Below are 13,305 nucleotides of genomic sequence, written 5' to 3'. Positions count from 1 at the left end.
TTCCCATATATACAGAAGAAAAGCCGCCGTGGCTGCCTCCCATCACGGCGCTCCGGACTTGGCACTGGCATTGCATTCCTAATGGGAAAGTAAGTTTCCTGAGCGGAATTCGAGGGGCGGAAGCCCCGGCGCAAACCGCCCCAGGCACCGACAACGCCTTGCCCATTCAACCGGAGAGCTCCCCCATGTTGCCAAGCGAAACCCAGCGCACCATCGACCAGCACGGCATCAAGTACGTGCTGGCCCAGTTCGTCGACATCCACGGCGCGGCGAAGACCAAGTCGGTGCCGGTGTCCGGCCTCAAGGCGGTGGCCGAGGAGGGCGCCGGGTTCGCCGGGTTCGCCATCTGCGGCATGGGCATGGAGCCCCACGGCCCGGACTTCATGGCCCGCGGCGACCTCTCCACGCTGATCCCGGTGCCCTGGCAGCCGGGCTACGGCCGCGTCGTGTGCATCGGCCACGTCGACGGCAAGCCGCACCCCTACGACAGCCGCTTCGTGCTGCAGCAGCAGGTGCAGCGCCTGGCCGATAAGGGCTGGGTGCTGAACACCGGGCTGGAGCCGGAATTCAGCCTGTTCCGCCGCGACGCCCAGGGCAAGCTGCAACTGGTGGACGCCTCGGACAACCTGGACAAGCCCTGCTACGACTACAAGGGCCTGTCGCGCTCCCGCGAGTTCCTCGAACGCCTGACCGAGGCCCTGCAGCCGGTGGGCTTCGACATCTACCAGATCGACCACGAGGACGCCAACGGCCAGTTCGAGATCAACTACACCTACAGCGACGCCATGGAATCGGCCGACCGCTTCACCTTCTTCCGCATGGCCGCCGGCGAGATCGCCAACGACCTGGGCATGATCTGCTCGTTCATGCCCAAGCCCGATCCCAAGCGCGCCGGCAACGGCATGCACTTCCACCTGTCGATCGCCAGCGCCAGCAACAAGAACCTCTTCCACGACCCGTCCGACCCCAGCGGCGTGGGCCTGTCGAAGCTGGCCTACCACTTCGCCGCCGGCCTGCTGGCCCATGGACCTGCGCTGTGCGCCTTCGCCGCGCCCACGGTCAACTCCTACAAGCGCCTGGTGGTGGGCCGCTCGCTGTCCGGCGCCACCTGGGCCCCGGCGTTCATCGCCTACGGCGCCAACAACCGCTCGGCGATGGTGCGCATCCCCTACGGGCGCCTGGAGTTCCGCCTGCCCGACGCCGGCTGCAACCCCTACCTGGTCACCGCCGCCATCATCGCTGCAGGCCTGGACGGCATCGACCGCCAGCTGGAGCCGGGCGAGATGTGCAACGAGAACCTCTACAACCTCAGCCTGGAGGAGATCGCCGCGCGCGGCATCAAGACCCTGCCGCAGTCGCTGAAGGAAGCCACCGACGCGCTGGAGGCCGACCCGCTGTTCCGCGAGGTGCTCGGCGCCGAGATCGTCGACGAGTTCATCAAGCTCAAGCGCATGGAGTGGGTGGAATACAGCCGCCACGTCTCCGACTGGGAGATCCAGCGCTACACCGAATTCTTCTGACCGCCGCGCCCGCCGGGCGCACCCCATTTACCCCTCTGGGCGACCGTGACGACCAAGCGGCGGCCGCCTGCTGCCTCGAAGGAGACGAACCATGTGCGGAATCGTAGGCCTCTACCTGAAGAAGCCCGAACTGGAGAGCCAGCTCGGCAAGCTCTTCGAACCCATGCTGCAAGCCATGACCGACCGCGGCCCGGACAGCGCCGGCTTCGCCATCTACGGCGACGAAGTGGCCGACGGCTGGGTCAAGCTGACCTTGCAGGCCAGCGACGCCGGCTACCCCTGGGCCGAGCTGATGGGCGCGCTGGAAGCGCGCCTGGGCTGCTCGCTGGACTGGTTCCAGAACGCCAGCGCCGCGGTGCTGAAAATCCACTGCGACGAAGCCGCGGTGCGCCAGGCCCTGGCCGAGCTGGCCCCGGCGGTGCGCATCATGAGCGCCGGGCAGAGCATCGAAATCCTCAAGGGCATGGGCCTGCCGCAGGAAATCTCGCAGCGCTTCGGCCTGGCCGGCATGAAGGGCAGCCACATCATCGGCCACACCCGCATGGCCACCGAGAGCGCGGTGACCATGGAGGGCAGCCACCCGTTCTCCACCGGCGCCGACCTGTGCCTGGTGCACAACGGCTCGCTGTCCAACCACTTCCGCCTGCGCCAGGAACTCAAGCGCCAGGGCATCGCCTTCGAGACCGACAACGACAGCGAGGTGGCCGCCGGCTACCTGACCTGGCGCCTGCGCCAGGGCGACAGCCTGGCCCAGGCCCTGGACGGCGCGCTGAACGACCTGGACGGCTTCTTCACCTTCGCCATCGGCACCCGCAACGGCTTCGCCGTGATCCGCGACCCCATCGCCTGCAAGCCGGCGGTGCTGGCCGAAACCGACGACTACGTGGCCATGGCCTCGGAGTACCAGGCCCTGGCCAGCCTGCCGGGCATCGACAAGGCGCGCGTCTGGGAACCGGAGCCGGCCACCCTCTACGTCTGGGAGCGCGAAAGCGCCTGACCCGCACCGAGCAGAACATTGGAGACCCTTGCATGAAGACCATCGACCTTTCCAGCGCCTCGGTGCGCGAACTCAACCAGGCCCTGCACGGCGAGGTGCAGGACCGCGAATGGCTGGTGACCCACCCCGACGGCAAGCACAACCTGGCCGTGGGCATCGGCCAGGCGGTGTCCGTGGATATCCAGGGCCACGCCGGCTACTACTGCGCGGGCATGAACCAGAAGGCCAGCGTCACCGTGCACGGCAACGTGGGTGTGGGCGTGGCGGAGAACATGATGTCCGGCAGCGTGCGGGTGAAGGGCAGCGCCTCCCAGGCCGCCGGCGCCACCGCCCACGGCGGGCTGCTGGTGATCGAAGGCGACGCCGGGGCGCGCTGCGGCATCTCGATGAAGGGCGTGGACATCGTGGTCGGCGGCAGCATCGGCCACATGAGCTGCTTCATGGGCCAGGCCGGGCGCCTGGTGGTCTGCGGCGACGCCGGCGACGCCCTGGGCGACTCGCTCTACGAGGTGCGCATCTACGTCAAGGGCGAGGTCAAGTCCCTGGGCTCGGACTGCATCGAGAAGGAAATGCGCGCCGAGCACCTGGTGGAGCTGAAGGAGCTGCTCAACCGCGCCGGCTTCGACGAGGACCCGGCCGCCTTCAAGCGCTACGGCTCGGCCCGCCAGCTGTACAACTTCAAAGTCGACAACGCTTCGGCCTACTGATCGCGCCGCGAGGAGACCCCCCATGAGCGAGAAACACACCCCGGTGCTGCGCGAGTCCGCCACCTTCGACCGCCTGACCATCCAGGAAATCCAGCGCGCCGCCGAGACCGGCATCTACGACATCCGCGGCGGCGGCACCAAGCGCAAGCTGCCGCACTTCGACGACCTGCTGCTGCTGGGCGCCAGCGTTTCGCGCTATCCGCTGGAAGGCTACCGCGAGAAGTGCGGCACCGACGTGGTGCTGGGCACCCGCTTCGCCAAGAAGCCGATCCACCTGAAGATCCCGGTGACCATCGCCGGCATGAGCTTCGGCGCGCTCTCGGCCAACGCCAAGGAAGCCCTGGGCCGCGGCGCCAGCATCGCCGGCACCAGCACCACCACCGGCGACGGCGGCATGACCCCGGAAGAGCGCGGCCAGTCCCGGCACCTGGTGTACCAGTATCTGCCCTCGCGCTACGGCATGAACCCCGACGACCTGCGCAAGGCCGACGCCATCGAGATCGTCCTGGGGCAGGGCGCCAAGCCCGGCGGCGGCGGCATGCTGCTGGGCATGAAGGTCACCGAGCGCGTCGCCGGCATGCGCACCCTGCCGATCGGCGTTGACCAGCGCAGCGCCTGCCGCCACCCGGACTGGACCGGCCCGGACGACCTGGCGATCAAGATCGCCGAGCTGCGCGAGATCACCGATTGGGAAAAACCCATCTACGTGAAGATCGGCGCCAGCCGCCCGTACTACGACGTCAAGCTGGCGGTGAAGGCCGGCGCCGACGTGATCGTCCTCGACGGCATGCAGGGCGGCACCGCGGCCACCCAGGAAGTGTTCATCGAGCACGTCGGCATCCCCATCCTGCCGGCTATCCCGCAGGCGGTGCAGGCGCTGCAGGAAATGGGCATGCACCGCCAGGTGCAGCTGATCGTCTCCGGCGGCATCCGCAACGGCGCCGACGTGGCCAAGGCCATGGCCCTGGGCGCCGACGCGGTGGCCATCGGCACCGCCGCGCTGGTGGCCCTGGGCGACAACCACCCGCGCCTGGATGAGGAACTGAAGAAGATCGGCTCGGCCGCCGGCTACTACGACGACTGGCAGAACGGCCGCGACCCGGCCGGCATCACCACCCAGGACCCGGAGCTGTCCAAGCGCCTGGACCCGGTGGAAGCCGGCCGCCGCCTGGCCAACTACCTGCGGGTGCTGGTGCTGGAGGCGCAGACCATGGCCCGCGCCTGCGGCAAGTCGCACCTGCACAACCTCGACCCGGAAGACCTGGTGGCCCTGACCGTGGAAGCCGCGGCCATGGCCCGCGTGCCCCTGGCGGGCACCAACTGGGTGCCGGGGCAGGTGCAGTACTGAGCCACGGCGGGTAGTCCCGAAGGCCGGCGAGCGATCGCCGGCCTTTTTGTTTTCGCCGGCAGGGCATCGCGGACGGAGTCCGCTCCTACGGTTACAGGGAAGCACGGGCGTAGGAGCGGACTCCGTCCGCGATTGGATTTACCGGCCACGCCGGACACCCCGGCGGCACGGCTTCTCGTAGGAGCGAGCTTGCTCGCGAACAGATTCCGCAGCGGGGTTCATTCGCGAGCAAGCTCGCTCCTACGAAGAAGCTCTTCGCGGGCCTGCCATATTGCTTGGCAGGAAATTCAAATTCGCACCAAGAAAATGCGCAGCCCGCCGGCCACAACCCTGGCCCGCTCACCGCCCCTCCGGAACAAAGCCTTTCCATTCAATCACCTAGCAGAAATTACCGGCTTCCGGCGAGCCTTGGCAGGCCAATTGCTATGCCTCCAGGGAAATAAAGTTGCCCTACAGGAAGGCACTGGCTACGGCCCGGCCACCTGCCCAGGGCGCTCGAAACGCCGGCCCGTGCCCCGACCGCGGGCCGGCCCCGTCCCCGTCGGTTGGAGGCAACAGGCAATGATCCGGTTTTCACACGTGAGCCGCAGTATGTTGGGCCTTTCCCTGCTGTTCGGCAGCGTCGCCGCCCTGGCGAACGAGGCGCCGCCGGCGATCAACAGCGGCGACACCGCCTTCGTCGCGCTCTGCTCGCTGGTGGTGCTGCTGATGACCCTGCCGGGCCTGGCGCTGTTCTATGGCGGCATGGCGCGGACCAAGAACGTGCTGTCGATCCTCATGCAGGTGTTCTGCACCGCCTCGCTGATGTCGGTGCTGTTCGCCGTGTACGGCTACAGCCTGACCTTCACCGACGGCGGCGCGCTGCAGTCGGTGGTCGGCGGCCTGGACAAGCTGTTCATGGTCGGCATCACCAAGGACTCGGTGGTCGGCACCATCCCCGAGTACCTGTACTTCCTGTTCATGCTGCTGTTCGCCGCCATCACCCCGGCGATCATCGTCGGCGCCTTCGCCGAGCGCATGAAGTTCGCCGCGGTCATGGTGTTCATGGCGGTGTGGCTGACCATCAACTACATCCCCATGGCGCACATGGCCTGGGGCGGCGGCTGGGTGTTCGACCTGGGCGTGCAGGACTTCGCCGGCGGCAACGTGGTGCACCTCAACGTCGGCATCGCCGCGCTGGTGGGCGCCTGGCTGCTGGGCCGGCGCCGCGGCTTCGGCACCGCCACCCTGGCGCCGCACAACATGACCATGACCCTCACCGGCGGCTCGCTGCTGTGGGTGGGCTGGCTGGGCTTCTGCGGCGGCTGCGCGCTGGCCGCCAGCGGCTTCGCCATGCTGGTGATGGTCAACACCATGCTCGCCAGCTGCGCCGGCGCCCTGGCCTGGATGCTCGTCGAATGGCAGCACAAGGGTAGGCCGAGCCTGTTCGGCGCGGTGTCCGGTGCCATCGCCGGGCTGGTGGCGATCACCCCGGCGTGCGGCTACGTCGGCCCCATGGGCGCCATCCTGCTCGGCCTGATCGCAGGTCCGGTGTGCGTCTGGTCGGTGGACAAGCTCAAGCCGATGATCGGCCTGGACGATGCCTTCGACGTGTTCGGCGTGCACGGCGTGGCCGGCATCCTCGGCGGCCTGCTGACCCCGGTGTTCGCCCTCACCGCCATCGGCGGCCAGGGCTTCCCCGAAGGCCGCGGGCTGTTCGACCAGTTGCTGGTCAATGGCGGCGCCATTCTCTTCAGCATCTGCTTCTCCGGCGTCACCAGCCTGGTCGCCTTCAAGGTGGCCGCGGCGCTGTGCGGCGGGCTGCGCGTGGACGAGGAAGCCGAGGTGGACGGGCTTGACCTCTCCGCCCACGGCGAAGTCGGCTACAAGTACTCCAACTGAGGATGGCCGTCATGAAACTCATCACCGCGATCATCAAACCCTTCCGCCTGGACGACGTGCGCCTGGCGCTGACCGAGGCCGGCGTGCACGGCGTGACCGCCACCGAGGTCAAGGGCTACGGCCGGCAGAAGGGCCATTCGGAGGTGTACCGGGGCGCCGAGTACGTCGTGGAACTGCTGCCCAAGGTGAAGCTGGAGGTGGTGGTCGGCGACGCCCTGTGCCAGGCCGCCGTCGACGCCATCCTCAAGGCGGCGCGCACCGGCAAGATCGGCGACGGCAAGGTGTTCGTCCAGGACCTGGAGAGCATCGTGCGCATCCGCACCGGCGAGCTGGGCGAAGACGCCGTCTGAGCCCCTTGCAGCACCCAGCGCCGACGCCTTTGCGTCGGCGTTGTTTTTTGGCAAAGGAGAAATGACCGATGGCCTGGTTGAACGGCTGGGGCTACCTGGTCCTGGCGGGGCTCTGCGAAGTGCTGTACGCCTCGATCATCCCCCGCACCGAGGGCTTCACCCGGCTGGGGCCGAGCCTCTACTGCGGGGTGTTCCTGGCGCTGAGCATCTACCTGCTGAGCCTGGCGGTGCGGGAGCTGCCGCTGGGGTTGGCGTATGCGGTGTGGGTGGGAATTGGCACGCTGGGTACGGTGGCCTATGGCAGCCTGTTTCTCGGGGAGCCGTTGGGGGCGTTGAAGGCGCTGTGCCTGGTGATGATCGTGGGGGGGATCGTCGGGTTGAAGCTGGTGGGGGGAGGGGAGGTGGTGTAGGGGGGATCGTGGGCGTTGTCCCGTTCGTGCCATTGCCATGTAGGAGCGCGCCCTGCGCGCGAAATCGCGGGCAGGGCGCGCTCCTACAGGGGGATAGAGGTGCTGGGGTTGAGAGCGCCCTCTCCCCTCTCCCTGAAGGGAGAGGGGACCGTTCGGAGTGCTCGGGTATTTTGGAGTCAGCCGGCTAGCACGAAGTTGCCGGCTGACGCCAAATCCATTCTCGGCACGGACTAGCCCCCTCTCCCTTCAGGGAGAGGGCTGGGGAGAGGGGACGGCGTTCATCTCAAGCACAGCTGCTACCGGCGAGTACCGTTCGCGAGCAAGCTCGCTCCTACGAAAAGCTTGCGCCTGCTGGTTCAGTGCTGCTGCAGCATCGCCTGGATCTGCTGCACCGACTCCTGGGTGCGCCGTGCCAGGTTGCGTACCTCGTCGGCGACCACGGCGAAGCCGCGGCCCTGTTCGCCGGCGCGGGCGGCTTCTATGGCGGCGTTCAGGGCCAGCAGGTTGGTCTGCTCGGCTATGCCGCGGATCACGCCGGCCACCTGGGCGATCTGCCCGTAGGTGGTCTGGATGTTCGCCTGCTCGCGTTCGTGCAGGGCGGCGGCGGCTTTTTCGTCGCTGATCTCGCGCACCGCGCCGGTCACGTACAGCAGGCGGCCGCGGTTGTCGCGCAGGCAGCGGCCGCGTTCGCGGAACCAGATTTCGCCGCGGCTCTTGTGGCGCATGCGGTATTCCACCGCGTAGGAGCCGTCGCCGTTGCTGTCGGCCATGGCGGCGTTGAAGGTCTGCATGACCGTCTTCAGGTCGTCCGGGTTGACCACGCCGAAGTAGCTGTCCCAGCCGTCGGGGAATTCCTCGCGCCGGTAGCCGATCAGCTCGCGGAACTGCTCGGACCAGCGGATCAGGTTGTGCGGGTGGTCCGGGTCGCCGTTGACCACGTTCATCGCCCAGCAGCCTTCGGTGAGGGTGCGCTGGGTCAGTTCCCAGACCTGGCGTTCCTCCTGCCATTGCCGGCGTTCGGCCTCCAGCTCGCCGAGCTGGCGCTGCTGCTGTTCCAGCTCGTCGCGCAACTGCTGGTTCTGCTGCTTGGCCTGGGCCAGGCGCCGTGTCAGGTCCTGGTATTCCTCGGCGCTGCAGGGCGCTGGCGGCTGCCGTTCGGCGTGCTGGCGGAAGCTCAGCAGCTCCTGCCAGCCACGCTGCAGGCGTTCCAGGCTGGCGCGCAGGCGCGGCTCGCAGTGCCGCGGCGGCGCCGTGTCAGGTTCGCTGGAAAGCTGGTCGAGCCACTGGCCGAGCTCCTCGGCCAGGTTGCGGGATGCCTTGCTGAACCACATCGGCCGTTCCTCCTTGGTCTGCGAGCGACGCGTTGCCTACACACTGCAAAAGCCACTCCAGAAAGCGCCTCAGGCGCGCACGCGGCTCTTCTGCGGGTCGTAGGCCACGGTGCCGGCGGCCACTTGCGCGCGGATGCGCTTCTGCTGGCCGTCGAGCTTGCCGACCTCCACCGCCGTGCCCGGCTCGCAGTAGCCCACGTCCAGCCGGCACAGGGCGATGTTCCTGCCCAGCAGCGGCGAGCGGGTGGCGCTGGTGACGACGCCGACCTGGGCGCGGCCGACGTGCACGCAGTCGCCGTGCGCGGCCGGCTCGTTGCCTTCCAGTTCCAGCCCCACCAGGCGGCGTTGCGGGTTGGCGCTGCGCTTTAGCAGGGCATCCTTGCCGATGAAGTCGGCCTGCTTGGTCTTCAGCGGCACGCAGAAGCCGATGCCGGCCTCGAAGGGGTCGGTCTGGTCGTCGAACTCGTAGCCGGCGAACACCAGCCCGGCCTCGATGCGCAGCATGTCCAGCGCGTGCAGGCCCAGGGGCACCAGGCCCAGGGGTTTGCCCAGCTGCCACAGGCGTTGCCACACGGCCATGGCGTCGCTCGGGTGGCACCACAGCTCGTAGCCCAGCTCGCCGGTGTAGCCGGTGCGCGAGACCATCAGCGGCGCGCCGTTGTAGTCGTCGAGGCGGCCGGTGAGGAAGCGGAACCAGCCCAGGTCCTCCAGCTTTGGCTGGGTGCCCGGCGTCCAGACCATGCCCTTGAGCAGTTCGCGGGCCAGCGGGCCCTGCACGGCGATGTTGTGGATCTGCTCGGAGGCGCTCTTGATCCACACCTTCATGCCCAGCTTCTGCGCCTGTTCGCGCAGCCAGTCGCCGGCGTAGTCCTCGCCGCCGATCCAGCGGAAGGCGTCCGGTCCCAGGCGCAGCAGGGTGCCGTCGTCGAGCATGCCGCCGTGTTCGTAGCACATCGCCGAGTACACCACCTGGCCGACCGCCAGCTTGCGCACGTCGCGGGTCAGGCAGTAGTCCAGCAGGGCCTCGGCGTCCGGGCCCAGCACCTCGAACTTGCGCAGGGCGGAGAGGTCCATCACCGCCACTTTCCCGCGGCAGCCGTGGTATTCCTCGATGGCGCCGTAGCCGTCGAAATGCGTCGGCGTCCAGAAGCCGCGGTAGTCGACGAACTGCCGGGTGAGGGCGGCGGTGCCGGGGTGGAAGCCGCTTTCGCGGGTCAGTTGCGGGTCGGCGTCGGGCGTCTTGCGGTTGGCCATGGCGATACTGAAACGCTCCTTTTCGCTGTACACGCGGACGTGGATGTCGGTGGGCTGCCAGCCGTTGGCCGGGTCGATGTCGTCGGGGCAGGAACTGCTGGCGCAGACCAGGTCGGTGAGGGCGCGCAGCAGCACGTAGTCGCCGGGGCGCGACCAGGGTTCGTCGAGGGTCAGCTGCTGGTGCGCGTCGACCCCGGTGTTGAAGAAGAAGTTGATCGCCGGCCAGCCGGCGCGGCCGCGCACGCCATGGCTGGCGAGGGCGCGGCTGAGGTTGTCGCTGCAGTTGGCGTGGCCGAAGTAGCCCTGGGCTTCGTAGTAGCGCGCGGTGCAGGCCAGGGCGAAGGTGTCGTGGCGGCCCACGGTGTCGCGCACTACCTCCAGCATCGGCTGCAGGTCGCGGTCGTAGAAGCGGCTGTACAGGCCCGGGCCGGGGTAGGCGTTGCCGTTGAGGGTGCGGGTGACGGTGGGGTCCAGGTCGATCTCGCGGCCGGCGTCCAGGCCGCGGCGGTCGAAGGCGACGAAGTCCGAGCACTGGCGGCCGGCGACGTCGAGCACCTGGATGTACTGCCCGGCGGCGACCGTGTAGGCGTTGGCGCTGCCGGGGCGGATGGTGAATTCGTCCAGCACCTCGCCCAGCGGCGCCGGCAGCGGCGGGGCGAGCAGCTGGCGCGGGTTGGCGCGGTGCACCAGCAGGCGCAGTTCGCTGGCCCGCGCCTGGCTGTCTACCGGCGTGGGGCCGCCGGGCGCGGCCACTATCACCAGCAGCGCCGCACTGGCGTCGAGGGTGCGGCTGAAGCCGGCCGGCGTGCCGCCTTCCCACAGCCGCGCGGCACTCGGCAGGTGGCGGCAGTCGATGCCGCGCCGGGCCAGGCCGGCGCTGACGTGGGCAGCCTCGCGGCTGCCGTCGTGCAACAGGTGGTGGATGAAGTCGGTGCCGGGGCTGGGTACCAGGCCGAGGTCGGCCAGGGCCGGACGGCCATCGGTGGCGAAGGCCAGCAGCTCGGCGCCCTGGTCGCCTTCCAGGTCGACGACCTGCAGCCGGTCGCCGGCTTCCAGGGCCAGCACGGTCAGGCCGCCGGGGGCGACGCGGTGGCGCTCCAGCGCCGGGGCGCGGGCGAACAGGGCCGGCTCGAAGGGCCGGCTCGTCACGGGCAGGTTCATTCTCGTGCTCCACGCAAGGCGGGGCGGCGGGGCCGCCCCGGGAGAAGGCTCAGAGGGCTTTCCTGAACTGGTCCACCGGCTGGTCGGCCAGGTAGGCCTCCAGCGAATCGTCCAGGGCCTGCAGCCAGGGCGTGTGGTGCGGCGTGGCGAGGGTGCCGGTGATCAGCGAGCGGTGGCACTTGTCGCGGTAGCCCATGATGTTTTCGTACTTGTCCTGCTTCCATTGCAGGAAGGTGTTGTTCACCTCGGCGATGTCGAAGCTGGGGTAGTCGGTGGCCTCGATCAGCTGGCGGATGTACTCGCCCTGGAACTCGAACATCTGCCGGGCGTTCTCCAGGGTTTCCTCCTCCTGGCGCCAGGCCAGGTCCTCGGCGCGCATCAGCGCCGGGCTCGGCAGGGCGATGCGCCCGAGGATCACGTCGCGGGCGTACCAGGCCTGGGCGTCGAACATGTTGAAGCTGTACCACTGGTCCTGCATGCCGAGGTAGACCAGCCGCGGGTTCTGCTCCCAGAACACGCCCTTGTAGAGGTTCAGCGGCCACAGGCGGTTGTCGGTCTTCAGCCGCAGCTCCTCCGGCAGGAAGGGGAAGTGGTGCTTGTAGCCGGTGCACAGGATGATGGCGTCGACGCGCTTGCTGCTGCCGTCGGCGAAGAAGGCGGTGCTGCCCTTGACCTGGGTGAGCAGCGGTTTCTCCTCCCAGTTCTCCGGCCACTTGTAGCCCATGGGCGCGCTGCGGTAGCAACTGGTGATGCTGCGCGCGCCGTATTTGAAGCACTGCGAGCCGATGTCCTCGGCCGAGTAGCTGCCGCCGACGATGAGCACGTCCTTGCCCTGGAATTCCAGGGCGTCGCGGAAGTCGTGGGCGTGCAGCACGCGCCCGGCGAAGCTCTCGAAGCCGTCGAAGTAGGGCACGTTGGGCGTGGAGAAGTGGCCGCTGGCGACCACCACGTAGTCGAAGGCCTCGCTGTAGGTGCGGTCGTCGTCGTAGCTGTGGGCGGTGACCTCGAAGGTGCCGCCGGCCTCGTCCCAGGTGACGTTGCGCACCGTGGTGTTGAAGCGGATGTAGGGGCGCACGCCGGCCTTGACCACGCGGCCCTTGATGTAGTCCCAGAGCACCTCGCGCGGCGGGTAGGAGCCCATGGGCCGGCCGAAGTGCTCGTCGAAGCTGTAGTCGGCGAACTCCAGGCATTCCTTCGGCCCGTTGGACCAGAGGTAGCGGTACATGCTGCCGTGCACCGGCTCGCCGTGCTCGTCCAGGCCGGTGCGCCAGGTGTAGTTCCACATGCCGCCCCAGTCGGCCTGCTTCTCGAAGCAGACCAGTTCGGGGATCTCGGCGCCCTTGTCGCGCGCCGACTGGAAGGCCCGCAGCTGGGCCAGGCCGCTGGGGCCGGCGCCGATGATGGCGACTCTTTGCTTCATGTCCGGTGCTCCACGTTCGTCGTTGTCAGGAGAAGATCACGGTCTTGTCGCGGTTGATGAACACGCGGTGCTGCAGGTGGTACTTGAGCGCCCGCGACAGGGCCACGGTTTCGGTGTCGCGGCCGATGGCCACCAGCGCCTCGGGGCTGTAGGCGTGGTCCACGCGCTGCACTTCCTGCTCGATGATCGGGCCCTCGTCGAGGTCGCTGGTGACGTAGTGCGCGGTGGCGCCGATCAGCTTCACGCCGCGCTCGTAGGCCTGGTGGTAGGGCTTGGCGCCCTTGAAGCCGGGGAGGAAGGAGTGGTGGATGTTGATGGCCTTGCCGGAGAGCTGTTTGCAGAGGTCGTCGGAGAGGATCTGCATGTAGCGGGCGAGCACCACCAGCTCGGTGCCGGTCTCGGCGACTATCTTCAACAACTCGGCTTCCTGCTGGGCTTTGGTGTCCTTGGTGACCGGCAGGTAGATGAAACGGATGCCTTCGCGCTCGGCCATGGGGCGCAGGTCGAGGTGGTTGGAGACGATGGCGGTGATCTGCATCTTCAGCTCGCCCTTGGCATGGCGATAGAGCAGGTCCGCCAGGCAATGGTCGAACTTGCTGACCATCAGCAGCACGCGCATCGGCCGCTGGCCGTCGAACAGCTGCCAGTGCATGTCGAAGGGCACGGCGACGTCCTCGAAGCCGTCGCGCAGGGCCTGGATGTCGCCCTTGGCGTCGGCGTCGAAGCGGAACACGGCGCGCATGAAGAAGCGCCCGGTGATCTCGTCGTCGAACTGCGACAGCTCGCTGATGTAGCACTGCCGCCCGGCCAGGTAGGTGCTGACGGCGGCGACTATCCCGGAGCGCGCCGGGCAGTCGATGGTGAGGATGTAGTGGGTGTCCATGTTCGGTCTCGCAGCGGGGTGGAAGGCCGCCCGGCGCACCGGG

The 13,305-nt window shown here is 68.4% G+C and carries 10 protein-coding genes and 1 pseudogene; 7 read left to right on the top strand and 4 right to left on the bottom strand.

Annotated features, from left to right (window positions below; translation table 11 throughout):
• Window positions 1-185: 185 nt before the first annotated feature.
• The 7 genes from glnT to PcP3B5_RS16745 all read left to right on the top strand — a co-directional run bounded on the left by glnT (window position 186) and on the right by PcP3B5_RS16745 (window position 7,213).
• Window positions 186-1,520: a type III glutamate--ammonia ligase gene (glnT, locus tag PcP3B5_RS16775; RefSeq protein ID WP_009622550.1), complete on the top strand. Its 1,335-nt coding sequence runs from the start codon at window positions 186-188 to the stop codon at window positions 1,518-1,520.
• A 91-nt stretch (window positions 1,521-1,611) separates the two neighbouring features.
• Window positions 1,612-2,517 (top strand): class II glutamine amidotransferase, encoded by a 906-nt coding sequence (locus PcP3B5_RS16770; RefSeq protein ID WP_009622549.1) that lies wholly within the window; start codon window positions 1,612-1,614, stop codon window positions 2,515-2,517.
• Window positions 2,518-2,549: 32 nt separating this feature from the next.
• A complete protein-coding gene (locus tag PcP3B5_RS16765; protein ID WP_061561922.1) occupies window positions 2,550-3,224 on the top strand; it encodes a GltB/FmdC/FwdC-like GXGXG domain-containing protein in 675 nt (224 codons plus the stop codon).
• 22 nt (window positions 3,225-3,246) lie between these two features.
• Entirely contained in the window at window positions 3,247-4,572 is a 1,326-nt protein-coding gene (locus PcP3B5_RS16760) for an FMN-binding glutamate synthase family protein (protein WP_009622547.1), read from the top strand.
• Between the two features lie 561 nt (window positions 4,573-5,133).
• Entirely contained in the window at window positions 5,134-6,453 is a 1,320-nt protein-coding gene (locus PcP3B5_RS16755) for an ammonium transporter (RefSeq protein ID WP_043271770.1), read from the top strand.
• A gap of 11 nt (window positions 6,454-6,464) precedes the next feature.
• On the top strand, window positions 6,465-6,803 hold the full coding sequence (locus PcP3B5_RS16750; RefSeq protein WP_009622545.1) for a P-II family nitrogen regulator: 339 nt from the start codon (window positions 6,465-6,467) through the stop codon (window positions 6,801-6,803).
• Between the two features lie 68 nt (window positions 6,804-6,871).
• Window positions 6,872-7,213 (top strand): DMT family transporter, encoded by a 342-nt coding sequence (locus PcP3B5_RS16745; RefSeq protein WP_043271769.1) that lies wholly within the window; start codon window positions 6,872-6,874, stop codon window positions 7,211-7,213.
• Window positions 7,214-7,575: 362 nt separating this feature from the next.
• Here PcP3B5_RS16745 and PcP3B5_RS32615 read toward each other — a convergent pair.
• The 4 genes and pseudogenes from PcP3B5_RS32615 to purU all read right to left on the bottom strand — a co-directional run.
• Window positions 7,576-8,157 (bottom strand): annotated as a pseudogene (locus tag PcP3B5_RS32615) (methyl-accepting chemotaxis protein); the annotation flags it as partial.
• Window positions 8,158-8,613: 456 nt separating this feature from the next.
• On the bottom strand, window positions 8,614-10,959 hold the full coding sequence (locus PcP3B5_RS16735) for a trimethylamine N-oxide demethylase (protein WP_061561920.1): 2,346 nt from the start codon (window positions 10,957-10,959) through the stop codon (window positions 8,614-8,616).
• A 49-nt stretch (window positions 10,960-11,008) separates the two neighbouring features.
• Window positions 11,009-12,379 (bottom strand): flavin-containing monooxygenase, encoded by a 1,371-nt coding sequence (locus tag PcP3B5_RS16730; RefSeq protein ID WP_061561919.1) that lies wholly within the window; start codon window positions 12,377-12,379, stop codon window positions 11,009-11,011.
• A gap of 25 nt (window positions 12,380-12,404) precedes the next feature.
• Window positions 12,405-13,262 (bottom strand): formyltetrahydrofolate deformylase, encoded by an 858-nt coding sequence (purU, locus tag PcP3B5_RS16725; RefSeq protein ID WP_009622539.1) that lies wholly within the window; start codon window positions 13,260-13,262, stop codon window positions 12,405-12,407.
• Between the last annotated feature and the right edge of the window lie 43 nt (window positions 13,263-13,305).

The organism is Pseudomonas citronellolis, assembly GCF_001586155.1.
Classification (GTDB): domain Bacteria; phylum Pseudomonadota; class Gammaproteobacteria; order Pseudomonadales; family Pseudomonadaceae; genus Pseudomonas; species Pseudomonas citronellolis.
The sequence above is the reverse complement of the archived record's forward strand: the minus strand, read 5'-3'. Positions and strand labels throughout refer to the sequence as shown.

Excerpts from the sequence above, each read along its gene's own strand:
- glnT (WP_009622550.1), top strand. The coding sequence starts at position 186 with ATGTTGCCAAGCGAAACCCAGCGCACCATCGACCAGCACGGCATCAAG.
- PcP3B5_RS16770 (WP_009622549.1), top strand. The coding sequence starts at position 1,612 with ATGTGCGGAATCGTAGGCCTCTACCTGAAGAAGCCCGAACTGGAGAGC.
- PcP3B5_RS16765 (WP_061561922.1), top strand. The coding sequence starts at position 2,550 with ATGAAGACCATCGACCTTTCCAGCGCCTCGGTGCGCGAACTCAACCAG.
- PcP3B5_RS16760 (WP_009622547.1), top strand. The coding sequence starts at position 3,247 with ATGAGCGAGAAACACACCCCGGTGCTGCGCGAGTCCGCCACCTTCGAC.
- PcP3B5_RS16755 (WP_043271770.1), top strand. The coding sequence starts at position 5,134 with ATGATCCGGTTTTCACACGTGAGCCGCAGTATGTTGGGCCTTTCCCTG.
- PcP3B5_RS16750 (WP_009622545.1), top strand. The coding sequence starts at position 6,465 with ATGAAACTCATCACCGCGATCATCAAACCCTTCCGCCTGGACGACGTG.
- PcP3B5_RS16745 (WP_043271769.1), top strand. The coding sequence starts at position 6,872 with ATGGCCTGGTTGAACGGCTGGGGCTACCTGGTCCTGGCGGGGCTCTGC.
- PcP3B5_RS16735 (WP_061561920.1), bottom strand. The coding sequence starts at position 10,959 with ATGAACCTGCCCGTGACGAGCCGGCCCTTCGAGCCGGCCCTGTTCGCC.
- PcP3B5_RS16730 (WP_061561919.1), bottom strand. The coding sequence starts at position 12,379 with ATGAAGCAAAGAGTCGCCATCATCGGCGCCGGCCCCAGCGGCCTGGCC.
- purU (WP_009622539.1), bottom strand. The coding sequence starts at position 13,262 with ATGGACACCCACTACATCCTCACCATCGACTGCCCGGCGCGCTCCGGG.